The organism is Roseicella aerolata (assembly GCF_020523605.1).
GTDB classification, from domain to species: domain Bacteria; phylum Pseudomonadota; class Alphaproteobacteria; order Acetobacterales; family Acetobacteraceae; genus Paracraurococcus; species Paracraurococcus aerolatus.
In genome coordinates, this window is the sequence record NZ_JAJAQI010000009.1 from 92,185 (window position 1) to 115,157 (window position 22,973).

Below are 22,973 nucleotides of genomic sequence, written 5' to 3' on the forward strand. Positions count from 1 at the left end.
CTGGAAATCACCGCGGGTCAGGGTGGGCTCCGGGGCACCATGATGAAAACTGTCGCCATCCGGCCCGCGGCGCGTTGCCCGCCGGCATCACTTGACCTACCTTGCCCAAATCATGAGCAACCTCACGCCTCCCAGCGATCCCCGGACCGCTCCCGTGTCCGGTTTGCGGTCGCTCGCGGTCGGCCCGGTCCGGATCGAGACGCCTGTCTATCTGGCGCCGATGTCGGGCGTCACCGACCTTCCCTTCCGCCGGCTCGCCCGCGCCCAGGGGACGGGCATGGTCGTCAGCGAGATGATCGCCTCCCAGGCGATGGTGCGGGAGAACCGCCAGACGCTGAAGATGGCCGAGGTGGACGGATTTGGTGCCCCCTCCGCCGTCCAGCTCGCGGGCTGCGAGCCCACCGTGATGGCGGAGGCAGCGAAGCTCGCCGCGGACAGAGGCGCGGCGATCATCGACATCAATTTCGGCTGCCCGGTGAAGAAGGTGGCGGTCGGCCAGCAGGCCGGCAGCGCCCTGATGCGGGACGAGGTGAAGGCCGCCGCCATCCTGGAAGCCACGGTGAAGGCCGTCTCCGTGCCCGTCACCCTCAAGATGCGCATGGGCTGGGACCACCAGTCGCTGAACGCCCCCCGACTGGCGCGGATCGCCGAGGAATGCGGCATCCGCCTGGTGACCATCCATGGCCGCACCCGGCAGATGCTCTATACCGGCACAGCCGACTGGGCCTTCGTGCGCAAGGTGAAGGAAGCGGTGCAGATCCCCGTTCTCGTGAACGGGGACATCCTGACGCCGGAGCATGCCGCCGAGGCGCTGCGGCAGTCGGGCGCGGATGGTGTCATGATCGGCCGCGGCTGCTACGGCCGGCCGTGGTTCCCACGCCAGGTGGCGGAGTACCTCGCGACCGGGGAGCCTCCCGCCGAGCCCAGCCTGGCCGAGCAGCTCGAGATCCTGCTCGGCCATTACCGCGACATGCTGTCGCACCATGGCACCACCACCGGGGTGCGGCTGGCGCGCAAGCATATTGCTTGGTATTCCAAAGGTCTGCCGGGCTCGGCTGAGTTCCGGTCTAAGATCAACCAGGTCGATACGCCCGAGGCGGTGGAGGCTCTCATTCACGGCTACTACCAGCCGCTGCTCGACCAGGGGCTGGAGGCCGTGCGCGCGGCCTCCCACGCCAGGGGCCTCACCAAGGACGAGGAGCGCCTCGCGGCATGAGTGGCGCGATCGCCGCCCGGCCGCGCCTCGTGGCACCGCCCCAGCCGGCCCGCGCCGTGCCGCTGCCGGAGGCCGCGGCGATCCTCTCCGCCCTGCCGATGCCGGCCGTGGTGCTCGATGCCGAGAACCGCTTCCGCTATGTGAACCCGGCGGCCGAGCTGTTCTTCCAGCTCTCCTTCCCGACGCTCGCCGCCATGCGCCTGTCCGACCTGCTGCCGGAGGACAGCCGGCTCTTCGCCCTGCTTGCCCAGGTGCGTCAGCACGAGGCGCCGGTCTCCGATCACGACCTCGCACTGGAGAGCCCGCGCCTGCATCGCCGCGGCGTCGCGGCGCATGGCGCGCCGCTGCCGGAGATGCCGGGCGGCGTCGTGCTGACCCTGCAGGACGGCTCCACCGCGCAGATGATGAACCGCCAGCTCAACTTCCTCGGCGCCGCCCGCGGGGCCTCGGCCATGGCGGAGATGCTGGCGCATGAGGTGAAGAACCCGCTCTCCGGCATTCGCGGCGCCGCTCAGTTGCTGGAGCAGTCCAGCACGGAAGAGGGCGACCGGGAGCTCTGCCAGCTCATCCAGGATGAGGCCGACCGCATCCGCGGCCTCGTCGACCGGATGGACATGTTCTCCGACCGCCCGGTGGAGCTCGGCCCGGTGAACATCCACCAAGTGCTCGACCATGTCCGGCGCGTGGCGCAGAACGGCTTCGCCGCGCATATCCGGATCGTTGAGGACTACGACCCCTCCCTCCCGCAGGTCTGGGGCAATCGGGACCAGCTGGTGCAGATCCTGCTGAACCTGGTGAAGAATGCAGCAGAAGCCGTTGATCCGATGGGCGGGGAGATCATGCTCTCCACCGCCTATCACCACGGCGTCCGCATCGCCGTGCCGGGCAGCCGGGAACGCGTGCACCTGCCCCTGCAGGTGAGCGTCAGGGACAACGGCCCGGGTATCCCGGAGCCGGTGCGCGCCACGCTGTTCGAGCCCTTCGTGACCACCAAGCGCGGCGGTCAGGGCCTGGGTCTTGCATTGGTGGCCAAGCTGGTCGCCGATCAGGGCGGCCTGATTGAGTGTGACAGCCGTCCTGGCCGGACCGTCTTCCGCCTCTCCCTCGCCATGCCGCCCAGCGCGCCACGGCAGGCGGGGGCGGCGACGGGCCCCGGCGACAAGGGCCCGGCGATGCGTCCCAAGGGTCGATGATGAACGACAGCCGTACCATCCTGGTCGCCGATGACGACCGGGCGATCCGCACCGTGCTCAGCCAGGCCCTCGGGCGCTCCGGCTATCAGGTGCGGGCCACCTCCTCCGCCTCCACCCTCTGGCGCTGGGTGGAGGATGGCGAAGGCGATCTCGTCATCACCGACGTCGTCATGCCGGACGAGAACGGCCTCGACCTCGTTCCCCGCATCAAACGCGTCCGCCCCGATCTGCGCGTCGTGGTAATGTCGGCGCAGAGCACCTTCATGACCGCGCTCAAGGCGGCGCAACGCGGCGCCTTCGAGTATCTGCCGAAGCCCTTCGACCTGAAGGAGCTGCTGGCGGTGGTGGAGCGGGCGCTCGCCGCCCCGCAGGCCCCGGCGCCGGAGGAGGAGGGCGAGGATGGCGGGGAACGCCTGCCGCTGGTCGGCCGCAGCCCGGCCATGCAGGAGATCTACCGCACCGTCGCGCGGCTCACGACCACCGACCTGACGGTGATGATCACCGGCGAGTCGGGCACGGGCAAGGAGCTGGTGGCGCGCGCCCTGCACGATTACGGCCGCCGCCGCGGCGGGCCCTTCGTCGCCATCAACATGGCGGCCATCCCGCGCGAGCTGATCGAGAGCGAGCTCTTCGGCCATGAGCGCGGCGCCTTCACCGGCGCGCTGAACCGCGGCATCGGCCGGTTCGAGCAGGCGGCCGGCGGCACCCTCTTCCTCGACGAGATCGGCGACATGCCGCCCGAGGCGCAGACCCGCCTGCTGCGGGTGCTGCAGGAGGGCGAGTTCACCACCGTCGGCGGCCGCAACCCGATCAAGGCGAATGTCCGGATTGTCGCCGCCACCCACCGCGACCTGCGGCAATCCATCCGCCAGGGCCTCTTCCGCGAGGACCTCTTCTACCGGCTGAACGTCGTCCCCATCCGCCTCCCGCCCCTGCGGGAGCGGCTGGAGGATATCGCCCTGCTCGCGCGGCACTTCCTCGACCGCGCCCGCACCTCCGGCCTGCCGCAGAAGCAGCTGAGCCCGGAGGCGGTGGAGCGTCTCAAGCAGCATTCCTGGCCAGGCAATGCGCGCGAGCTGGAGAACCTGATGCGCCGGCTCGCGGCGCTCTACCCGCAGGAGACGATCGACAGCGAGGCGGTGGGTGCCGAGCTGTCCGAGGCCGAGCCGCCCGCCGAATCGGGCGCCCGCGGGCCAGAAACGCTGGAGCAGGCGGTGGAGCGCCACCTGAAGGCATTCGTCGCCGCCCAGAAGGATGGCCTGCCGGTGCGCGACCTCTATGACCGGGTGCTGGCCGAGGTCGAGCGGCCGCTGCTGCGCCTGGTCCTCGGCGCGACCCGCGGCAACCAGATCAAGGCGGCTGCCATGCTCGGCCTCAACCGCAACACGCTCCGGAAGAAGATCCGCGAGCTCGACCTGCCCGTGGTGCGCGGGCTCGGCTGATGGCCCTTGGGCGCGCCGCGGGGCGCGAAGCAGGTCAGGGGCCTGTCCCGGAGCGGGAGGCGGCCGGGCGCCGCGGCCTGCCGCGACGAATCGCGGACCTGCTGCTCGGCCGCGGGATGACGCTCGGCCTCGCGGTCGGGGCGCTGCTGCTCGGCATCGCCACCTTCACCGTGCTGGCCGATGGCAACCCCTTCGGCCCGACCCGGCCGGGGGTCGAGCTGGGGCTGATGCTGGTCAGCCTGCTGGTGCTGGTGCTGCTCGGCGCCTCCCTCGCCGGCCGGCTGGTGCGGGTCTGGGCGGAGCGGCGGCGCGGCTCGGCCGGCGCCCGGCTGCATGTGCGGCTGGTGCTGCTCTTCGGCGTCGTCTCGGTCGTCCCCGCCATCCTGGTGGCCGGCTTCGCCGCGGCCTTCTTCAATCTCGGCATCCAGGCCTGGTTCGGCGACCGCGTCCGCACCGCGCTGGAGGCCAGCCGGCAGGTCGCCCAGGCCTATTTGGAGGAGCACCGGAACAATATCCGGGGCGATGCGCTGGCCATGGCGAATGACCTGAACCGCGCCGGCTCCCTGCTGCTTGCGGACCAGGGCCGGAGCTTCGCCCAGGTGCTGGCGACGCATACCCTGCTGCGCGGCCTGACCGAGGCGGTGGTCTTCGACCCGACGCTCCGCCGCCCCATGGCGCAGTACGGCCCGACCGCGAATTTCGAGCTGGACCCGCCGCCCGACTGGGCCATCGACATCGCCCGGCAGGGCGACGTCGCCGTCCTGCCGGACGAACAGTCGGGCCGCGTGCGCGCGGTGGTCGCGCTCGACAGCCGGCCCATGCTGATGCTGGTGATCGGCCGCCCGGTGGATCCGGAGGTGGTGAACAACCAGCAGCGCGCCGAGCGCGAGGTGGCGCAGTACGAGCTGCTCGACCGCAACCGGTACGGGTTGCAGGTCACCTTCATCATGATCTTCGCGGTCGCCGCCCTGCTGGTGCTGCTGGCGGCGGTGCTGATCGGCCTCGTGCTGGCCAACCAGCTGGCCCGGCCGATCGGGCGGCTGATCGTGGCGGCCGAGCGGGTGCGCGCCGGCGACCTCTCGACGCGGGTGGAGGAGGCGGCGACGGATGAGGAACTTTCCAGCCTCACCCGCGCCTTCAACCGCATGACCAACCAGCTCGCCGCGCAGCGTTCCGAGCTGATGCAGGCCTACCGGCAGATCGACGACCGCCGCCGCTTCACCGAGACGGTGCTGGCCGGCGTCTCGGCCGGCGTCGTCGGCCTGGAGCCGGATGGCCGCATCAACCTGCCGAACCGGCGGGCGAGCGAGCTGCTCGGCCTCGACCTCGATGCCGCCATCGGCCTGCCGCTGGCCGCGGTGGTACCGGAATTCGCGCCCCTTCTGCAACGGATCGGCGAGGAGAACGGCGCCGCGCCGGAGCGGCCCGGCACCGCGGAGATCCGGATCGGCCCCCCCTCCAACCGCCGCACCCTGCTGGCGCAGCTGGGCGCCGAGTTGCAACCGGCGCAGGATGGCAGCAAGGCGCCCCGCATCGCCGGCTATGTCGTGACCTTCGACGACATCACCGAGCTGCTCTCGGCCCAGCGCAAGGCGGCCTGGGCCGATGTGGCCCGCCGGATCGCGCATGAGATCAAGAATCCCCTCACCCCGATCCAGCTTTCGGCGGAGCGCCTGAAGCGCCGCTACCTGAAGGAAATCCAGTCCGACCCCGACACCTTCAGGGCCTGCACCGACACCATCGTGCGGCAGGTCGGCGATATCGGCCGCATGGTGGACGAGTTCAGCGCCTTCGCCCGCATGCCCCAGCCGGTGATCAAGCCGGAGGATCTCTCCCAGGTGGTGCGGGAGGCGCTGGTCCTGCAGCGGGATGCCCATCCGGAGATCGAGTACCGGATCATGCTGCCCGAGGCGGCGCCGGTGGTGCCCTGCGACCGGCGCCTGATCGGCCAGGCGCTGACGAATCTGTTGCAGAACGCGGCGGACGCGGTCGCCATGCGGGCGCAGGCCGAGGTGCTGGACACGCCGGCGCGGCCGCCCGGGGAGGTCGTGGGACACATCACCGTGCGCATCGAGCCAGGCGAGGACATGGTGGCGATAGCCGTGGAGGATGACGGGATCGGCCTGCCGCAGGGGGATGAGCGGGAGCGGCTGGCCGAACCCTATGTGACCCACAAGGCAAAGGGGACGGGCCTTGGCCTTGCCATCGTGAAGAAGATCATGGAGGACCATGGCGGCAGGCTGGGGCTGGAGGACAGGCCCCGCGGTCCGCAGGCGGCGGGGGATGCCTCCTCCGCCGGTGCGCGGGCCGTGCTGACCCTGCCCTGGCGGCCGGCGCAGGATCGGCCCGCCATGGGTGACAATGACCGTCCGGATGGGAGCATGAGGCGCGCGCATGGCGCATGAGATCCTGATCGTCGACGACGAGCCGGACATCCGCGCCCTGATCGAGGGCATCCTGACGGATGAAGGCTACGAGACCCGGCAGGCGGCAAACTCCGACCAGGCGCTTGCGGCTTTCAAGCAGCGGCGGCCGTCGATGGTCATCCTCGATATCTGGCTGCAGAATTCGAAGCTCGACGGCCTCGGCATTCTGGCCGCCCTGCATCGGGAGGAGCCGCAGGTCCCGGTGGTGATGATCTCCGGCCACGGGACCATCGAGACCGCGGTCCGGGCGATCCAGCAGGGCGCCTACGACTTCATCGAGAAGCCCTTCAACTCCGACCGGTTGCTGCTGGTCGTCGCCCGCGCGCTGGAGGCGGCGCGGCTGCGGCGGGAGAATTCGGAACTCCGCCTGCGCGCCGGGCCGGAGACCGAGCTGGTCGGCATCTCCCAGGGCATCGGCCAATTGCGGGCGGCGATCGAGCGCGTGGCCCCGACCGGCTCCCGCGTGCTGATCACCGGCCCCGCCGGGTCCGGCAAGGAGGTGGCGGCGCGGATGATCCACGCCCGCAGCCGTCGCGCCGAGGGCCCCTTCGTCGCGCTGAACTGCGCGACCCTGAACCCCGGCCGCTTCGAGGAGGAGCTCTTCGGACTGGAGGCCGGGCAGGACCCGGTGGCGCAGCCGCGCCGCGCCGGCGTGCTGGAGCGGGCCCATGGCGGCACGCTGCTGCTGGACGAGGTCGCCGACATGCCGCTGGAAACCCAGGGCAAGATCGTGCGCGCCCTGCAGGAGCAAGGCTTCGAGCGCGTCGGCGGCGCGACGCGGGTGAAGGTGGATGTGCGCGTCATCGCCACCACCAATCGCGACCTGCAGGCCGAGATCGCGGCCGGACGGTTCCGCGAGGACCTGTACTACCGCCTGGCGGTGGTGCCGCTGAAGATCCCCTCGCTGCGGGAGCGGCGGGAGGATGTGCCGGCACTTGCGCGGCACTTCATGGCCCGCTCGGGCGAGCTCTCCGGCATGTTGGCGCGGGAGCTGGCGGAGGATGCGCTGGCGGCGCTGCAGGCCTATGACTGGCCCGGCAATGTCCGGCAGCTCCGCAACCTGATCGACTGGCTGCTGATCATGGCGCCGGGCGAGGCGCGCGATCCGATCCGGGCGGAGATGCTGCCGCCCGAGGTAGGCTCGGCCGCGCCGGCCATGCTGAAGCTCGACCGCTCCTCCGAGATCATGACCCTGCCGCTGCGCGAGGCACGGGAGCTGTTCGAGAAGCAGTATCTGGAGGCGCAGCTGCTGCGCTTCGGTGGAAATATCAGCCGGACCGCCAATTTCGTCGGCATGGAGCGCAGCGCACTACACCGGAAGCTGAAATTCCTCGGCGTGCATGCCGAGGACCGGACGCCCGCCCAGGCGGCCGCGGCCCCATCGGCGATGTAGGATGGTGGCGCCCGCCTCGGGGGTGGGCGCCACCTTCTGGCACAGGCGCGTCCCGGGCCCGGCGGGGCGATGCTGCCGGACGCAGAAAACGCTGGGTGTCCGGAGCTTACTCCGCCCGCACTCCGACGGCCTGGATCACCCCCCGCCAGGTTTGCCGGTCGCTCTCGATCCGGCGGGCAAGCGCCGCAGCATCCTCGAAGAGCGGCGTCAGGCCGTTCTCGGCCAGCCGCTTCGGCAGCGCATCGCCCGCCATGGCTTGGCGCAGCGCCGCCTCGAGCCGGCCCGCGACCTCGGCCGGCATGCCGCGCGGGCCGCAGATGCCGAACCAGCCCGTGACGTCGAAGCCGGGCACGATCTCGGCCAGCGGCCGCGCTTCCGGGAAGACCGGGGAGCGGCCGGAATCGCCGAGGGCCAGCAGCCGCAGCGCGCCGTCCTGCACTTGGCGCGCCACATCGGCCAGGTTGGTGATCATGAAATCGGTCCGGCCGCCGAGGATGTCCACGACCGCCGGCGTTGCCCCGCGATAGGCGATGTGCACCATCTGCAACCCGGTCTTCTGCTTCAGCAACTCGCCCGAGAGGTGCTGGGCGGAGCCGACGCCCGCGCTGCCGAAGCTCACCTGCCCCGGCCGCGCCCGTGCCGCCGCCAGCACGTCCTGCACCGAGGCATAGGGCCCCTTCGCCGCCACCACGAAGCCGTAGGAGGAGAGGGCAAGATTGGCGATGGGTGCGAGGGCCTCCCCCGGATCGACCGGCAGGCTGGCACCGAGGAGTTGCGGCGCGATGGCCAGCGGGCTCATCGGGCATTGGTAGAGCGTGTTGCCGTCCGGCGCGCTGCGCGCCACCTCGGCGGCGCCAATGGTGCCGTTCGCGCCCGTGCGGTTCTCGACCACCACCCGGGCGCCCAGCAGAGGCCCGACGGCTTCGGCGGTCAGCCGCGCGACCAGGTCGGAGGCGCCGCCCGCGGCATAGCCACTGACCAGGCGGATGGTCCGCTCCTGCGCCATGGCCGGCATGGCAAGCGCCACGCCCAGCACGAGCCCCAGCATGATGTGGCGCATCCCGCGTCCCTCCCTGTTCGTTGTTGGGGCAATCCTCCCGCCTCACGCGGCAGGGCGCAAGGCGGAGGATCATGCGCCGCTGTCCGACGCATTTGTGCAGCGCGCCTTGGCGCGGGATGACGCGCCGGTGATCTGGGCTTGGCGGCGAACCGGGCTAGGCCAGCAGAGTTGGAAAGGCCGTCCAACCGCTGGTTTTTCCCGGAGCATCCGCCATGAGCATATTCGGCAGCATCCTTTCCAAGATCATGGGCCGCAGCGAGGCGGCGCAACCCGAAGCGACTCCGCCGGCCGAGGCGGCGGCCCAGGGCGGCTCCCCGCCCCCGCCCGGCGCGCATGACGATGCGGCGACCGCCGGCCGCCCGGCGGCGATGCAGGATGTCGATGTCGCGGGCATCCTCGACGGCATGGCGGCCCAGGCACCGCAGCGGCTCGACTGGAAGCACTCGATCGTGGATCTGATGAAGCTGCTCGGCCTCGACAGCAGCCTGGAAGCGCGCAAGCAACTCGCCCAGGAACTGCAGTACCAGGGCAACATGTCGGATTCCGCCAGCATGAACATCTGGCTGCACCGGCAGGTCATGCAGAAGCTGGCGCAGAATGGCGGGCGGGTGCCGGAAGAATTGCGCCGCTAGCGCAAATCGCGGACGGGCGTTCACGCCCGTCCGCGATCGGCTCCAGGCGTTCCCCCGCCTATCCCCTTCCCTGCCGTCACTCCGCCCGGATGCCCAACTGCCGGATCAGCGCGCCGAAGCTGCCCCACAGGTCGCGCAGCATCGCCATGAAGGGCTCCGGCCCGAGCGGGCCCACCTCCACCCCGACCGACTCGAACTGCCGGCGCAGGCCGGGTGTCGCCAGGCCGGCATGGATCTCGGTGACCAAGCGATCAATGATCGGTCTGGGCGTCCCGGCCGGCACCATCAGCCCGTTCCAGCCGCCGATGTCGTAATCCGGCGGGCCGCCCGCCTGGGCGATCGGCGGCACCCCGGGCACCAGCGGCGAGGGCTTCGCCGTGGTCAGGCCAAGCGCGCGGAGCTGCCCTTCCTGCACCAGCCGCCAGGCAGCGGCCGGCGTGTCGATGCCGTAATCCACCTGCCCGCCGAGCAGCGCGGCCAGCGCCGGACCGCTGCCCTGGAAGGGGACATGCAGGGCATCAAGCTCGGCCTTGGCATTGAACAGCGCCGTCAACAAATGCTGCGCTCCGCCGACGCCGGAGGAGTTATGGGTGAACTTGCCCGGATTGGCGCGCACCAGCGCGAGGAAGCTGCGCAGGTCCTGTGCCGGGAAGTCGGGCTTCACCAGCAGCAGGAACGGGGCGATGCCGAAGGTGGTGACCGGCGCCAGCTCGCGCTCCACATCATAGGGCGTGCGCGCGACCAACGGCTGGAAGGTGACGGGTCCGATCGAGGCCGAGAGCAGCGTGTAGCCATCGGGCGCGGCCTTGGCGACCGCATTGGTGCCGATCTGCCCGCCCGCGCCCGGCCGGTTCTCCGGCACCACGGTCTGGCCCAGGCGCTCCGACAGCCATTGCGCGACGAGGCGCCCCTGGATGTCGGTGGACTGGCCCGGCGGCCAGGGAATGATCAGGCGCATCGGGCGTGCCGGCCAGGGCGCCGGTGCCTGGGCAAGCCCGGGACGGGGTATGAAGGGCAGCGCGGCAGCCGCGCCGAGGATGGTCCGGCGGTTCATAAATGATGGCCTCCCTGGTCCGGGCGTGCCGCGGCAGGACCGCGTGCCGTCCGGTTCGCCATCATCATGCTTGTCCGTTGGTAGCGATGTCACGCCGAAGCTGCGCGATGCGGGCCAAGGCCATGCCCGCCTGCCCGGCCAGGCATGCCGTCCCTTCGCCCATGCCTTCGGCAGGGAGGGGCGACGGCAGATCAACCGGGCAGCACCGGATTCGGGGCGCATCGGCGGATTTTGGTCCGCCGACGGCTTGAATTCGCCACCAGGGTGCTTGGCGCCGTGTCATCGCCGCGCCACATGGGCCACCGCCAACACGGGAAACGTCCCAATGCAACGTCGTACCCTGCTGCTCGCCACAGGCGGGCTTGCCGCGCCCGCCCTGCTGCCAGCGCCTGCACGGGCCCAGGCGGCCTATCCGGCCCGCCCGGTGCGAATGATCGTCCCCTGGCCGCCCGGCCAGGCAACGGATCTGATGGGCCGCATCACCGCCACCAAGATCAGCGAACTCTGGGGCCAGCCCATCGTGCCGGAGAACCGGGCCGGCGCCGGCGGCATGATCGGTACCGATCTGGTGGCGAAGGCGGCGCCCGATGGCTATACCATCCTCGCCGCCTCCACCGGCCCGATCACCACGGCGCCGCTGGTGCAGCGCACGCCCTATGATCCGGAGAAGGACTTTACGCCCGTCGCGCAGATCGGCATCTCGCCCTATGTGCTGATTGTGCGGAACAACTTCCCCGCCCGCACGGCGGAGGAGTTCGTGGCCAAGGTGCGGGCCGAGCCGGGCAAGTACACCTACGCCACCTCCGGTACCGGCGCCGCGGCGCATCTCATCACCCTGATGTTCCTCGCCAAGGCGAAGCTCGACACGGTGCATGTGCCCTTCCAGGGCAGCGCGCCGGGGCTGACGGCCGTGACCGGCGGGCAGGTGGACTTCGCGATCGAGACTCTGGCCGCCACCGCACCGCTGTTCCGCCAGGGCCAGGTGCGGGCGCTGGGGGTCTCCCTGCGCAACGGCACGGAACTGGCGCCGGAGGTGATGCCGCTGGCCCGCGTGCCCGGCATCGAAGGCTATGACGTGGGCGCCTTCGGCGGCTACATGGTCCCTGCCCGGACACCGGAGGATGTGGTGAAGCGCCTGGCCGAGGAGACCGGCAAGGCGCTGGCGACTCAGGAGGTGCGCGACCAGCTCGCGCGCATCGGCTTCCAGCCGCAGCACCGTGAGGGCGCGGACTTCGCCGAGTTCCTGCGCCGCCACCGCGAGGAGTTCCGCGAGATCATCCAGGCAAACAACATCCGGGTGGATTGAGGGCCAGAGACCGCGACGGGGCGTGAATCTGCCCCGTCCTAAAGGATCTACAGCAGAGTGATGGCCAGCTTGGAAGGCACTCCGCTGCAGGGGTGGCGAGCGCGCCGGAACTACTCCGCCGCGCTCCTCACCTGGTCCCACCAGGCGCACTCACCCTGCATCAGGGTGTGGTTGCCGGGCAGGACCTGCACCGGTGCCCGCTCCCCCGCCGCCGCGGCCTTCAGCCTCAACCCGCGCGCCTCCGCCCGCATCTCCGGGCTGCCCCAATTGCGCTCATGGCCCCAAAGGCTCGGGCCGGAATGCATCTCCACGGGCTGCCAGCTGGCGGGGTCCACCTGCCGTCCCCCCCAGCCATACTCCACCATGAAGCGACCGGGTGTGTGGGCGTAGAAGCTCGTCATGAAGTCGTTGGCATGGCGGCCAAGAGTGGTCGCCACCCTGCCCTCCTCTAGCATCGCCAGATCATAGCCCTGGCCGACATCATCCAGGTTGAACAGTTCCAGCATCAGATGGTGCAGCCCGGACTGCCCGGTTTCGATCAGCGCCAAGGAGTGGTGCCGCGGGTTCACATGCATGAAAGAGGCGTGGAAGGGCCTGGCGACATAGTCCGAGATTCGGAAACCGAGCAGGTCCCGGTAGAAGGGCAGCACATCCGCCATGCGTGGCACCGTCAGCACCGCATGCCCCATGCCGAGCGCGCCGGTGCGGAAGCCGCTGATGCAGCGCCCCGGCCGGAATGGCTCCGTGCTGCTCTCGGCGCCATGCACCAGTTCCAGCCGGTTGCCGAGCGGGTCCCGGGTGACGATCAACTCGGCGACGCGGCGCTGGTCGGCGAGCGCCCGGTCGCCGCGCGCGACCGGCATCCCAGCCGCCTCCAGCCGCGCCGCAAGGGCCGTGAGCGCCGCTGCATCGGCGACCTCCCAGCCGAAGAAGCGGGCGCCGTCGCGCGCCCCCGGCAGCACCACCAAGCGCTGCTTCCGGTCATCCATGCGAAATACAAGCTGGCTCGCGCTACGCTCGGCGAGCATGAGGCCGAGGAAGGCCGTGCCGAAGCCGGCCCAGTCCTCCGGGGCGCTCGCCTCGACACCGACATAGCCGAGCGCCTGGACCGCCATGGCTCCGCTCCCTGGTTGGTTTGCCTTGCCGGCATGCTAGAGCGGATCGGGGACGGGCGCGAACGCCCGGGCGCGAGACTCTGCTCCAAAAAGCACGGGCACCAGCCGATGGGCGTTCAGATATGAGCGCAGTCCCCTGTAGGCCCGCCCGAAATAGAACCAAACGGCACGAGGCCGGTGGGTCGGCCGACGAGGCAGGATGCAGATGGAGCCGCCCCATGCGCGGGCAGCACCATGGACCCGCGGCGACGGAGGGGGCGGCCATGAGACCCGCGGAGATTGCCCCGCATGACGTGGTGGGCATGCCGGGCGCCGTCGCATGCTTGGGCCGGCTTGCCCCCTGCCCTTCCCCCCGCCAGGGGTCAAGCGCCCCCTGGGCCCGGCCCGTGCTTCAGTGGACCAGCGACATCTCGGGGATGCTCTCGCTGGCCATCCGGAAGCGGCCGATGCTGTCGGCATGCACCGCGCGCGCCGCCGCATCCGCCTCGGCCCGCGGGGCTGCCTCCAGATCGAAATGGCCATGGCGGTCCTCGCCCCGGACCAGCGTGGCCGAGAGGCGCGTGGCGCCGACATGCCTGACCCGCGTCGGGATGTAGCTGATGCCAAGGCCGATCCGGTCATGCGCGGCGCGGTTCGGCGCCGAGGCATGCAGCACCAGCGTATCATGCAGCGAGAACTCGCCCGGCGAGAGCGGAATGGGCACCGCCCTCGCCGCCTCGACCTCCGCCGTCACGGTCTGACCCCGGGAGAGCATCACCCGCGGATCCTTGCGGTCGGCATGCGGCAACTGGCCATGAAGATGGCTGCCCGGCAGCACGGTGACGCAGCCGCTCTCCTCCGTGCTCGGCGTCAGCGCCAGCCAGGCGGTCACATGCGCATGCGGCGCCAGGCCGAAATAGGTGCCGTCCTGGTGCCAGGGGACAAAGCCCTCGCTGCCCGCCGCCTTCCACCAGAGTGTGGTGTGGAAGACCAGGATGTCCGGCCCGACCAGGTCCTCCACCGCATCGAGGATCGCCGGGTGCCGGACGATCTCCGCCGCCCAGGGAAACAGCAGGTAGGGCTTCACCCGCGTCGAGGGCTGGCGCAGCCCGGCCCCCGATTCCGGCCGCGCCGCTTCCGCGCAGCATCGCAGCACATCCTGGTGCCAGCGCCCGGCCTGCACCGCATCCACGGCGCGCAACGGCGAGACATAGCCATCGCGCCGGTAGGCGGCGACCTGGTCGTCCGAGAGGATCCTGCCCATTCCTGCCTCCTCTGCCCGGCAGGAGCCTAGCAATCAGCCTGCCACGGGCAGAGGGGTGATCCAGAGGGCGCGGGCGAGGCCGCGGAGCCCGCCATCCGCGCCGAAGAGCGCGGTGCCGGCATGCAGCTTCCGCCCCTCCCGCGCGATCTGCCAGCCAAGCACCACCACTGGCTCGTCCGGCACCACGCGCCCGTCCAGCCGGCCGGTGATGCGGCCGAGCAGCATGCCCTGCGGCGCCGACCCGACCGTGAAGGCGAAGGAGCCGGCGCAGTCGAGCGCCGACCAGAGGTATTCCGCAGCGACGGCGCCGTCCTCGCCGGCGAAAGCAGGGGCCGGTCGCCAGAGCGCGGCGGCGAGGCCGGGACGGCCGGCGACGCGGCCCGTGAAGACTCGCAGCCCGACACCCTGCGGCCAGGCGGAGCCGCAGACGAAGCACCGGCCAGTGGAGTGGCTGAAGGGGCTCTCGAGGAACCAGCGCGTCGCATTGGCGGCCTCCGCTTGCGTCGGCGGGGCGGGCGGCACCAGTTCGAGCGCCGCCTCGCGCGCCTCGGCGATCAGGGTGCCGGTCGCATCCAGCGCCTGCACCGCGCCGCCCTCCCGCATGATCCGCAGCGGGACATCCAATGGCCAGCCGCGGCGAAGCGTCACCTCGGCGGGTTGGGCGCCGAGCAGGGCCGCCATGCGGCCCGCGACATAGCCGCCATTGCCGAGGCCTGCCGGCCCGCGGAAGCGCGCCTCGATGAGCGCCGTCTCCATCATCGTGCCTCCTTCAGGTCCAGCCGTAGAGGGTGGCGGGGTTGTCCACCAGGATGCGCCGGCGCGTGGCCTCGTCCGGCGCCCAATGGCCGAGCAGGTCGAGCAGTTCCGCCTCCTCGATCGGATAGCCGGGCGGGTTCGGATGCGGCCAGTTGCTGGCCCAGAGGATGCGCCCGGGCGCGGCGCGGATGGCGGCACGGGCGATGGCGGTGACATCGTCATAGAGCGGCGGGCCGCTGAGCGAGGTGTTGTAGGGCGCGCTCGCCTTCATCCAGACCCGCCCCGTCCCCAGTAGGCGCAGCAGGGCTTGCACCTGCGGCCGGTCGGGCGGGACCGGCGGGTGGAAGCGGCCGACATGGTCGATGACGACGTCGCAGGGCAGCGCGCGGATCATGGCCTCCCGATCCGGCAGGTCCGTGCCGTCGAATTGCAACTGCACATGCCAGCCGAGGGGGGCGATGCGGGCGGCGACGGGCGCCAGCGCCTCCCAGCCCAGCGGGGCACCCTGCATCATGAAGAAGCGCGCGCCGCGGGCACCGGCGGCGTGCAGGCGGCGGAGCTCGGCCTCCGGCGTTTCGGGCATGACGACGACGACGGCACGCGCCGCTTCGCCCAGGGCGGCGACAGCGTCCAGGGTACAGCGGTTGTCGGCGCCATAGGCGGATGGCTGCACCACGACGGTGCGGGAGAGGCCGAGCCGCGCCAGCACGGCCCGCCAGGCCGCCAGATCAGCGTGGAATGGCGGCGCCTTGGCAGCGGTGGGCGCGAGAGGATAGCGCCCTGGCGGGCCGTAGATGTGCATATGGGTGTCGCAGGCGCCCGGCGGCACGGGCAGGCGCGGCAGGTCAGGCATGGACGCGTCCTCCGCCCCGGCAGGCCGCGGCCGGCAGTGCCGGGACTGCATTCTTCTGAGTTGGACTCACGAAAGATCACCGCCGGCCCGGCGCCAGCCTGCAAGCTCCCGGGCCGAGTGAAAGCGAGCGCGCCGCCGCTGTCCAGACCGGGCGGCCGGGCTATGCTGACGCCAATGCAGAACGGGAGGGAACACCATGCCGAGCCGCCGCTCGCTGATGGCGGGAGCTGCCGCCGCGCCTGTCCTGGCGCGGGTGCGCACGGGACAGGCGCAGCCCTGGGTGCCGACACGCCCGATCCAGTGCATCATCGGCTTCGCCCCGGGCGGCGGCGCCGACCTGATCGCGCGGGCGATCATCGAGGCGGCGCAGCCACTGATCCCGCAGCCGCTGGTCGTGGTGAACCGGCCGGGCGCCGGCGGCACCATCGCGGCGCAGCAGGTGGCGGCCATGCAGGGGGACGGCCATGTACTGCTGATGGGCGGCGGCAGCGAGAGCACGAGCATCCCGGCCTTCCGCGCCCTGCCCTATGACGCGCGCGGCAGCTTCCGCGCGGTGATCCGGCTGATGCGGCAGCAGATGTTCATCCTGGCACGCGCCGATGGTCCGTACCGGAGGATGGAGGAGGCGATGGCCGCGGCGCGGGGGCGTCCACAGGCGGTGAGCCACGGCTCCTCCGGCATCGGCTCCATCTACCATGCCGTGTTCGTGGTGCTGGAGAAGCGGGCGGGGGTCGAGCTCCTGCACGTGCCCTTCACCGGCGGCGCGCCTGGCCTGCAGGCGGTCGCCTCCGGCCAGGTGGATCTGATGGTGGCGAGCCCGGAGGAGTACCGTGGCCTGACCGATGGCGGGCTGCTGCGGGTGCTCGCCTGCTGCTCGGCGGAACGGGCGGCGGCCTATCCGGATGTGCCGACGCTGAAGGAACTCGGCTGGGACATGACGCTCGAGAACATGAAGGGCTGGGTGGTGCCGGCGGGCACGCCCGATGCGGCGGTCGCCTATCTGCATGACCGGTTCCGCGCCGCGATGGCGCGGCCGAGCTGGCAGGCCTTCGTGGAGCGTGCCGGCGAGACGGATGGCTACCTCGATGGTCCCGGCTTCCAGGCCGCGATGGACAGCGTGCTGGATGCCGTGAGCGGCGCGTTGAAGGGATAGACAAGCCCCGATTGGTCCAGGTCGGATTGGGGAGGGGTTCCAAGGGGGACAGCGTCCCCCTTGGATGTTCTAATGCAGCGCCTTGCTGGCCTTTTCGAATGTGCCCTTGGACAGGTTCGGGATATCGAGGATGCGCTGCAGCTCTCGTCGCATCAGCGCGCCGCGGGTCTCCGATTGCCGCCGCCACTGGCCGAGCGGCCCGATCAGCCGCGCGGCGATGGAGCCATTGATCGGATCGAGCGCGATGACCGCATCGGCGAGGAAGCGGTAGCCCTCCCCCGAGGCGTCATGGAAATGGGCCGGATTGCCGCTGGCGAAGGCGCCGATCAGGGAGCGGGCGCGGTTCGGGTTCCTCAGATCGAAGTCGGTGTGAGCGTAGAGCGCGCGCACCTGCTCGATCACGTCCTCCCGTGCCGCCATGGCCTGGATGGAGAACCACTTGTCCAGCACCAAGTCGTCGCCGCGCCAGCGCGCGTGGAAGGCAGCAAGCGCCGACTCGCGCGCCTCGCCCATGGTGTCGGCCAGCAGGGAGAGGGCGGCGAGGCTGTCCGTCATGTTGCTCGCGCCATCGAACTGCGCCTTGGCGAGCAAGGTGTCGCCGGCCGTGGCGAGATAGGCGAGGCACGCATTGCGCAGGGCGCGGCGACCGATGCTGCGCCCATCGATCCGGTAGGGGCCGGTGTCCGTCAGCGCGTCATAGTTAGCGCGGAGGACGGCGCCGCAGCGGCGGCCGATCTCGGCGCGGAGGTGCCGGCGGACGAGATGAATGCCGACTGGGTCGGCGACCTCCATCTGGTCGGCGAGGAAGCCCTCCCCCGGCAGCACCAGCGCCTCAGCGGCGAAGGCCGGGTCGGTCTCGGCCATGGCGAGGGTGTTGGTCACCGCCTCGGCCAGCGCCTCGTCGAAGCCCAGCGCCTCGCCACGCTGCTGCGCGGCGATCATCTCCAGCATCACGGAGGCCGCATATTGCTGGCCGCTCTCCCAGCGCACGAAGGGGTCGGAGTCATGCACCGCGAGGAAGCGGAGCCGGTCCCGCGGCACGCCCTTCAGCTTCACCGGGGCGGAGAAGCCGCGCAGCAGGGAGGGCAGGGGCGGCGCCGGCACGTCCACGAAGGTGAAGCTCTGCTCGGCGCCTTCCAGCAGGATCGTGCGTGTGCCGGATTGCGTGGTGTTCTCCCCCTCCAGCCGCATCGGCAGCTCGGTGCCATCCGGGCCGAGCAGACCCATGGCGACCGGGATGGGCAGCGGCTTCTTTTCCAGTTGGCCCGCCGTCGGCGGGGTGCGCTGCCGCAGCGTCAGGGTGAAGCGGCGGGTCGCGGAATCGTAGTGGTCCTCCGCGGTCACCTCCGGCGTGCCGGCCTGGTCGTACCAGCCCATGAAGCCGTCGAGGTTGATGCCGGAGGCGTCCTGCATCGCCGAGACGAAGTCCTCGATCGTCACCGCTTGGTTGTCGTTGCGGGCGATGTAGAGATCCATCCCCTTGCGGAAGGCGGCGGGGCCGATGCGGGTATGGATCAGCCGGACGACCTCGGCGCCCTTCTGGTAGACGGTCGGCGTGTAGAAATTGTCGATCTCGATATAGCTGTCCGGCCGCACCGGATGCGCCATCGGCCCGGCATCCTCCGGGAACTGGGCCGCGCGCAGGCCGCGCACGTCGCGGATGCGCTTGACCGCGCGGCTGCCCATGTCGGCCGAGAATTCCTGGTCGCGGAAGACGGTCAGGCCTTCCTTCAGGCTGAGCTGGAACCAGTCCCGGCAGGTGACGCGGTTGCCGGTCCAGTTGTGGAAATACTCATGTGCGATGACGGTCTCGATGCCCTGCCAGTCTCCATCGGTCGCACTCTCCGGGCTGGCCAGCACGTATTTCGTGTTGAAGACGTTGAGGCCCTTGTTCTCCATCGCCCCCATGTTGAAGTCGGAGACGGCGGCGATGTTGAAGATGTCGAGGTCGTATTCGAGGCCGAACACCTCCTCGTCCCACGCCATGGAGCGCTTGAGACTGTCCATGGCGTGGGCGCAGCGGGGCTCGTCGCCACGGCGGACCCAGATGTTGAGCGAGACGAGCTTCCCCGACCTCGTGGTGAAGTGGTCGTGCACGTCGATCAGGTCGCCGGCGACGAGGGCGAAGAGGTAGCTGGGCTTCGGGTGAGGATCGACCCAGCGGACCCAGTGCCGGTTGCCCTCGGCATGGCCCGACCCGTGCGGGTTGCCGTTGGAGAGCATGACCGGGCAGAGGGTACGGTCGGCGGTGATCGTCACCGTGTAGCGCGACATGACATCGGGCCGGTCCGGGAAGAAGGTGATGCGGCGGAAGCCCTCCGCCTCGCACTGGGTGTAGAAATTGCCGCCCGAGGTGTAGAGGCCGGAAAGGGCGGTGTTCGCCTCCGGCGCGATGCGCACCATGGTCTCCAGCAGGCCGGCGGATGGCGGGTCGGCGATGGCCAGCGAGCCATCGGCGCCAAGCTGCAGGCGTTCCGGCGGCAGGACCGCACCGTCCAGCCGTGCCTCCCGCAGCACCAGCCCCTCGCCGTCCAGCCGCAGCGGCGCATCCTGCGCCGCCTTCGGATTGCGCCGGAGGGCGAGCTTCGCCCGCACGATGGTCGCAGCCGGGTCCAGATCGAAGGCGAGATCGACCGTGTCCACCAGGTAGGCAGGCGGGGCGTAATCGGCACGGCGGATGGTGATGGGTGTGTCGGTCTTCATGCCATCATGCCTGGAACCGGGTGAGAACATTCTCCAGCATACGCGAGATCGGGTTCGCGTAGCCGTCATGGGAGAGGCTGCCGCAGAAGGTGATGGAGCCGGTGGAGAAGACCGCCCCTCCGTTGCGGGTCTCGAAATAGACGATTTCGGCACGGATCAGTGCCTCGGGGTTCTCGCCCGTGACGGTGGTGATGTGGGTCAGCAGTTCCTCGGGCACCGTGACGAAATGGTCCTGGTGCCCTTCGGAGCGGGCGAGGATGACGGCATTGGGCGGCGTGCCGAGCATCGGGTCGGCGCGATCGAGTTCGAACCCCGCCGCGCCGCCGCCCGAGAGGCCGAAGCCGCCGAAGGTCTCGCCAGGCACGATGCCGGTGCCCTCGAGGATCCAGGCCGCGCGGGGGTCGGCCGCGCCTGGCATGGCGCGGTAGTGGCTGCCCTCGAACTTGCCCTGGCCGCTGAAGCCGACGCCGCAGAGCACCTGCGGGGGCCGGCCATTGCGCCGCCAGAGACCGCCCAGGGTACCGTCGAGCTGGTGGTAATACTCGCCCGTCTCCGCCGCCCAGGCGCGGATGCCGCCCTCGGCGCGGCGGATCTCCAGCATGTGCGGCCGGTCCCGCCGGCGCGCCACCTTCCAATAAAAGCCGTTCCCACCGAGATAGGCGAGGCGCCCGCCACCGGAGACGAAGGCCTGCAGCGCGTCCAGCGTGTCTTGCGTGTGGTATTCCGGGTGGGAGCCCGTCACCACGCATTTGTAGCGGGACAGCAGTTCGGGGCCTTCGTTGTCCAGGTCCTCGTCCGTGATGACGTCGAAGGCGAAGCCCTTCTCCTCCAGCCAGTCGGTCAGGTGGCTGTCGGCCGGCAGGTGCCGCAGGCCGGAGCCCGCCGGGTCCGGCACCGCGACGAAGCCCGGCCGCATGTTCATGATGGGCCGCAGGCGCGAGGAGAGGTGGATTCCGCTGCCGTCCCTGTGGTTGTTGTAGGTGGAGAGCCCATAGGCGGTGACGAGGTTGCCGCACCAGTCAAAGGCGCCCCAGGACTGGCGCTTGCGCCGGTGGTCCTCCGGGAATTCCGGCCGGCGGTAATTGGCATAGACCTGGCAGGTGAAGGTGTTGGCGAGATAGGCGATGGGCGCGCGCGCCACGCCCTTCGGCGGCAGCACGAAGAAGGGGATCATGTCCCAATGGTCCCCGGCGCGCAGCCGCACGGCATAGACGCCGCTCGGCATGTCCTTGGGGATCGGCACGGCGAAGTCGGTGGCCCAGCGGCAGTCCTCGAGGTCGTCCTCGTGGAAGTGGATCGCGGCATAATGCCGCAGCGCGTGGCGCCAGACATGCTCGGCGCCGGTCCAGCGGCTGCCCTTCACCGCGCGGGCGGGCAGGTTGGTCAGGCTGCCGTGCAACGCGGCAGGCCCACGCTCGAGGATCGCCTCGCCCTCCATGGCTTGTGAGAAATCCCACCAGGCGGCGACGCGGCCGGAGGCGAGCAGGGCCTCCGGGTCCTCCAGCGTCACGCCCGGCGTGCCGCGCAGCAGCAGCGGGTCCTCGATGCGGCCGTTGAAATGGGCGGTGGCATCCGGCGCGGCGGCGAAGGTGACGGCGGATTCGCCGGACCAGTCGGCCATGGGCAGCGCCGCTTCCGCCGCGCCGTCATCCGTCGCACCCCAGACGCGCTGCAACGGGCGCTGCGAAAGGGTCAGCCGGCCCTCCCCGACCGTGACCGCCAACTCGTACCAGCGGCGCGGCTGCGGTGGGGCGGCGGTCGCGCAGCGGGCGGCGGCGGCGCCATGCCGCGCCTCCACCGCGAAGCCGGCGCTGGTGACCGAGAGCGTCACCGCCCTGCCCTCACCCGTGATGGCCAGCACCACCTGCGGCGCCTCCCGCGGCAGCCAGGGTGCCACGCGGACCAGCAAGGTGAAGCACTCGCCCAGGGCGAGCCGGCCGGCGGCGCGGCCCAGGGACCCGCTCGGGACAGGCTTGGCCACGGATGGGTACTCGCCGGCCCAGGGCGCCGGCACCGGGACCAGCCGCATTCCAGGCCCCGCCGGATTCGGGTCGGCATGCCGCACCCGCACCAAGTCGGCCTGGTAGGGGATGCCAAGCTGGGAGGAGACCTTGACCTCCAGCCGCTCCCCCGGTCGGGCCGAGAAGCGGTCCAGATACCCGATCAGCGGCACGACCATGGCGCATCCCCCTGCTGTTCCAGGGGCAGGTTGACCAGCCGGCATCGCCGGCGCAAGCCTGCGGACCAGGAGGAGACCACCCATGGATTTTGCGCTCAGCCCGGAGCAGCAGGCGATCCGCGAGGGCGTCGCGGCGCTCTGCGCCCGGTTCGACGAAGCCTACTGGCTGCAGAAGGACCGGGAGGGCGGCTTCCCGCACGACTTCCACCGCGCGGTGGCGGAGGCCGGCTATCTCGGCATCTGCATCCCCGAGGAGCATGGCGGCAGCGGCCTCGGCATCACCGAGGCGACGCTGATGATGGAGGCGATCGCCGCTTCCGGCGCCGGCATGTCGGGCGCGACGGCGGTGCATCTCAACATCTTCGGCCTGCATCCGGTGGTGGTGCACGGCACGAAGGAGCAGAAGGCGCGGATGCTGCCGCCGATCGCGCGCGGCGAGGTGAAGGCCTGCTTCGGTGTGACGGAGCCGACCACGGGGCTGGACACCACGCGGCTCAAGACCCGGGCGGAGCGGCGCGGCGACCGCTACATCGTGAACGGCCAGAAGGTCTGGATCAGCACGGCGCAGGTGGCCGACACCATCCTGCTGCTGGCCCGCACCACGCCGATCGAGCAGTGCCGCAGCCCTGCCGACGGCATCAGCCTGTTCTACACGAAGCTCGACCGGACGCGGGCCAGCGTGCGCGAGATCGAGAAGATGGGCCGCAAGGCCGTCGACTCGAACGAGATCTTCTTCAGCGACATGGAAGTGCCGGTCGAGGACCGGATCGGGGAGGAAGGCAAGGGCTTCCGCTACATCCTGCACGGGCTGAACCCGGAGCGCGTGCTGATCGCGGCCGAGGCCATCGGCATCGGCCGCGCCGCGCTGAAACGCGCGACGGAGTATGCGCGGGAGCGCGTGGTGTTCGGCCGGCCCATCGGCCAGAACCAGGCGGTGCAGCACCCCCTTGCGCAGGACTGGATGGCGCTGGAGGCGGCCTGGATGATGACGCTCCAGGCGGCCTGGCGGTATGATCAGGCGATGGAGTGCGGCGCCCAGGCCAATGCGGCGAAATATCTGGCGGCGGAGGCGGCGATGAAGGCCTGCCAGAACGCCATCATGACGCATGGCGGCTTCGGTTACGCCCGCGAATACCATGTGGAGCGCTTCCTCAGGGAAGCGATGATCCCCTGGATCGCGCCGGTCAGCCCCAACCTGATCTGCTGCTACATCGCCGAACGGGTGCTGGGCCTGCCGAAGAGCTACTGA

The 22,973-nt window shown here is 70.8% G+C and carries 17 protein-coding genes; 9 read left to right on the forward strand and 8 right to left on the reverse strand.

The features are described from left to right. Positions 1-112: 112 nt before the first annotated feature. The 5 genes from dusB to ntrX are packed head-to-tail and all read left to right on the forward strand — an operon-like array spanning position 113 to position 7,670. On the forward strand, positions 113-1,216 hold the full coding sequence (gene dusB, locus LHA35_RS07990) for a tRNA dihydrouridine synthase DusB (protein WP_226606740.1): 1,104 nt from the start codon (positions 113-115) through the stop codon (positions 1,214-1,216). Beyond that, positions 1,213-2,409 carry a two-component system sensor histidine kinase NtrB gene (locus LHA35_RS07995; RefSeq protein WP_226606744.1) on the forward strand — a complete coding sequence of 399 codons (1,197 nt, stop codon included), beginning with the start codon at positions 1,213-1,215 and terminating at the stop codon, positions 2,407-2,409. The genes dusB and LHA35_RS07995 overlap by 4 nt, the downstream gene beginning before the upstream one ends. Continuing rightward, positions 2,409-3,851, forward strand: a complete 1,443-nt coding sequence (ntrC, locus tag LHA35_RS08000) for a nitrogen regulation protein NR(I) (protein WP_226606746.1) — start codon at positions 2,409-2,411, stop codon at positions 3,849-3,851. Before LHA35_RS07995 ends, ntrC begins: the two co-directional genes overlap by 1 nt. Continuing rightward, complete coding sequence (locus tag LHA35_RS08005; protein ID WP_408902311.1) at positions 3,851-6,256, forward strand: sensor histidine kinase NtrY-like; 2,406 nt, start codon at positions 3,851-3,853, stop codon at positions 6,254-6,256. The genes ntrC and LHA35_RS08005 overlap by 1 nt, the downstream gene beginning before the upstream one ends. Then, on the forward strand, positions 6,246-7,670 hold the full coding sequence (ntrX, locus tag LHA35_RS08010; protein ID WP_226606749.1) for a nitrogen assimilation response regulator NtrX: 1,425 nt from the start codon (positions 6,246-6,248) through the stop codon (positions 7,668-7,670). Before LHA35_RS08005 ends, ntrX begins: the two co-directional genes overlap by 11 nt. A gap of 106 nt (positions 7,671-7,776) precedes the next feature. On the opposite strand, the gene LHA35_RS08015 is transcribed toward ntrX, so the two are convergent. Next, the gene (locus LHA35_RS08015; RefSeq protein WP_226606751.1) at positions 7,777-8,730 is read right to left on the reverse strand and encodes a Bug family tripartite tricarboxylate transporter substrate binding protein; all 954 of its coding nucleotides are present in this window, start codon (positions 8,728-8,730) and stop codon (positions 7,777-7,779) included. A 212-nt stretch (positions 8,731-8,942) separates the two neighbouring features. On the opposite strand from LHA35_RS08015, the gene LHA35_RS08020 reads away from it, so the two are divergent. Continuing rightward, positions 8,943-9,362 carry a DUF3597 domain-containing protein gene (locus LHA35_RS08020; protein ID WP_226606754.1) on the forward strand — a complete coding sequence of 140 codons (420 nt, stop codon included), beginning with the start codon at positions 8,943-8,945 and terminating at the stop codon, positions 9,360-9,362. 76 nt (positions 9,363-9,438) lie between these two features. Here LHA35_RS08020 and LHA35_RS08025 read toward each other — a convergent pair whose 3' ends face one another. After that, entirely contained in the window at positions 9,439-10,320 is an 882-nt protein-coding gene (locus LHA35_RS08025; RefSeq protein WP_226606757.1) for a Bug family tripartite tricarboxylate transporter substrate binding protein, read from the reverse strand. A gap of 421 nt (positions 10,321-10,741) precedes the next feature. On the opposite strand from LHA35_RS08025, the gene LHA35_RS08030 reads away from it, so the two are divergent. Continuing rightward, positions 10,742-11,722 carry a Bug family tripartite tricarboxylate transporter substrate binding protein gene (locus LHA35_RS08030; RefSeq protein WP_226606761.1) on the forward strand — a complete coding sequence of 327 codons (981 nt, stop codon included), beginning with the start codon at positions 10,742-10,744 and terminating at the stop codon, positions 11,720-11,722. 110 nt (positions 11,723-11,832) lie between these two features. Here LHA35_RS08030 and LHA35_RS08035 read toward each other — a convergent pair whose 3' ends face one another. The 4 genes from LHA35_RS08035 to LHA35_RS08050 all read right to left on the reverse strand — a co-directional run bounded on the left by LHA35_RS08035 (position 11,833) and on the right by LHA35_RS08050 (position 15,689). Then, the gene (locus LHA35_RS08035; protein WP_226606763.1) at positions 11,833-12,837 is read right to left on the reverse strand and encodes a VOC family protein; all 1,005 of its coding nucleotides are present in this window, start codon (positions 12,835-12,837) and stop codon (positions 11,833-11,835) included. A gap of 391 nt (positions 12,838-13,228) precedes the next feature. Continuing rightward, positions 13,229-14,080, reverse strand: coding sequence for a phytanoyl-CoA dioxygenase family protein (locus LHA35_RS08040; protein ID WP_226606765.1), 852 nt, complete (start codon positions 14,078-14,080; stop codon positions 13,229-13,231). A 33-nt stretch (positions 14,081-14,113) separates the two neighbouring features. Next, the gene (locus LHA35_RS08045; RefSeq protein WP_226606767.1) at positions 14,114-14,836 is read right to left on the reverse strand and encodes a hypothetical protein; all 723 of its coding nucleotides are present in this window, start codon (positions 14,834-14,836) and stop codon (positions 14,114-14,116) included. Between the two features lie 13 nt (positions 14,837-14,849). Further along, positions 14,850-15,689: an amidohydrolase family protein gene (locus LHA35_RS08050; protein ID WP_226606769.1), complete on the reverse strand. Its 840-nt coding sequence runs from the start codon at positions 15,687-15,689 to the stop codon at positions 14,850-14,852. Between the two features lie 196 nt (positions 15,690-15,885). On the opposite strand from LHA35_RS08050, the gene LHA35_RS08055 reads away from it, so the two are divergent. Further along, positions 15,886-16,842 (forward strand): tripartite tricarboxylate transporter substrate binding protein, encoded by a 957-nt coding sequence (locus tag LHA35_RS08055; RefSeq protein WP_226606771.1) that lies wholly within the window; start codon positions 15,886-15,888, stop codon positions 16,840-16,842. A gap of 69 nt (positions 16,843-16,911) precedes the next feature. Here LHA35_RS08055 and pepN read toward each other — a convergent pair whose 3' ends face one another. Beyond that, positions 16,912-19,545 carry an aminopeptidase N gene (gene pepN, locus LHA35_RS08060; RefSeq protein ID WP_226606773.1) on the reverse strand — a complete coding sequence of 878 codons (2,634 nt, stop codon included), beginning with the start codon at positions 19,543-19,545 and terminating at the stop codon, positions 16,912-16,914. Between the two features lie 4 nt (positions 19,546-19,549). Then, positions 19,550-21,724 carry a N,N-dimethylformamidase beta subunit family domain-containing protein gene (locus tag LHA35_RS08065; protein WP_226606774.1) on the reverse strand — a complete coding sequence of 725 codons (2,175 nt, stop codon included), beginning with the start codon at positions 21,722-21,724 and terminating at the stop codon, positions 19,550-19,552. A gap of 82 nt (positions 21,725-21,806) precedes the next feature. On the opposite strand from LHA35_RS08065, the gene LHA35_RS08070 reads away from it, so the two are divergent. Continuing rightward, positions 21,807-22,973 carry an acyl-CoA dehydrogenase family protein gene (locus tag LHA35_RS08070; RefSeq protein WP_226606778.1) on the forward strand — a complete coding sequence of 389 codons (1,167 nt, stop codon included), beginning with the start codon at positions 21,807-21,809 and terminating at the stop codon, positions 22,971-22,973.

Excerpts from the sequence above, each read along its gene's own strand:
- LHA35_RS08020 (WP_226606754.1), top strand. The coding sequence starts at position 8,943 with ATGAGCATATTCGGCAGCATCCTTTCCAAGATCATGGGCCGCAGCGAG.
- LHA35_RS08005 (WP_408902311.1), top strand. The coding sequence starts at position 3,851 with ATGGCCCTTGGGCGCGCCGCGGGGCGCGAAGCAGGTCAGGGGCCTGTC.
- ntrX (WP_226606749.1), top strand. The coding sequence starts at position 6,246 with ATGGCGCATGAGATCCTGATCGTCGACGACGAGCCGGACATCCGCGCC.
- LHA35_RS08025 (WP_226606757.1), bottom strand. The coding sequence starts at position 10,320 with ATGCGCCTGATCATTCCCTGGCCGCCGGGCCAGTCCACCGACATCCAG.
- LHA35_RS08030 (WP_226606761.1), top strand. The coding sequence starts at position 10,742 with ATGCAACGTCGTACCCTGCTGCTCGCCACAGGCGGGCTTGCCGCGCCC.
- LHA35_RS07995 (WP_226606744.1), top strand. The coding sequence starts at position 1,213 with ATGAGTGGCGCGATCGCCGCCCGGCCGCGCCTCGTGGCACCGCCCCAG.
- LHA35_RS08035 (WP_226606763.1), bottom strand. The coding sequence starts at position 12,837 with ATGGCGGTCCAGGCGCTCGGCTATGTCGGTGTCGAGGCGAGCGCCCCG.
- LHA35_RS08045 (WP_226606767.1), bottom strand. The coding sequence starts at position 14,836 with ATGGAGACGGCGCTCATCGAGGCGCGCTTCCGCGGGCCGGCAGGCCTC.
- LHA35_RS08050 (WP_226606769.1), bottom strand. The coding sequence starts at position 15,689 with ATGCCTGACCTGCCGCGCCTGCCCGTGCCGCCGGGCGCCTGCGACACC.
- LHA35_RS08055 (WP_226606771.1), top strand. The coding sequence starts at position 15,886 with ATGCCGAGCCGCCGCTCGCTGATGGCGGGAGCTGCCGCCGCGCCTGTC.
- pepN (WP_226606773.1), bottom strand. The coding sequence starts at position 19,545 with ATGAAGACCGACACACCCATCACCATCCGCCGTGCCGATTACGCCCCG.
- LHA35_RS08070 (WP_226606778.1), top strand. The coding sequence starts at position 21,807 with ATGGATTTTGCGCTCAGCCCGGAGCAGCAGGCGATCCGCGAGGGCGTC.
- LHA35_RS08065 (WP_226606774.1), bottom strand. The coding sequence starts at position 21,724 with ATGGTCGTGCCGCTGATCGGGTATCTGGACCGCTTCTCGGCCCGACCG.
- ntrC (WP_226606746.1), top strand. The coding sequence starts at position 2,409 with ATGAACGACAGCCGTACCATCCTGGTCGCCGATGACGACCGGGCGATC.
- dusB (WP_226606740.1), top strand. The coding sequence starts at position 113 with ATGAGCAACCTCACGCCTCCCAGCGATCCCCGGACCGCTCCCGTGTCC.
- LHA35_RS08015 (WP_226606751.1), bottom strand. The coding sequence starts at position 8,730 with ATGCGCCACATCATGCTGGGGCTCGTGCTGGGCGTGGCGCTTGCCATG.
- LHA35_RS08040 (WP_226606765.1), bottom strand. The coding sequence starts at position 14,080 with ATGGGCAGGATCCTCTCGGACGACCAGGTCGCCGCCTACCGGCGCGAT.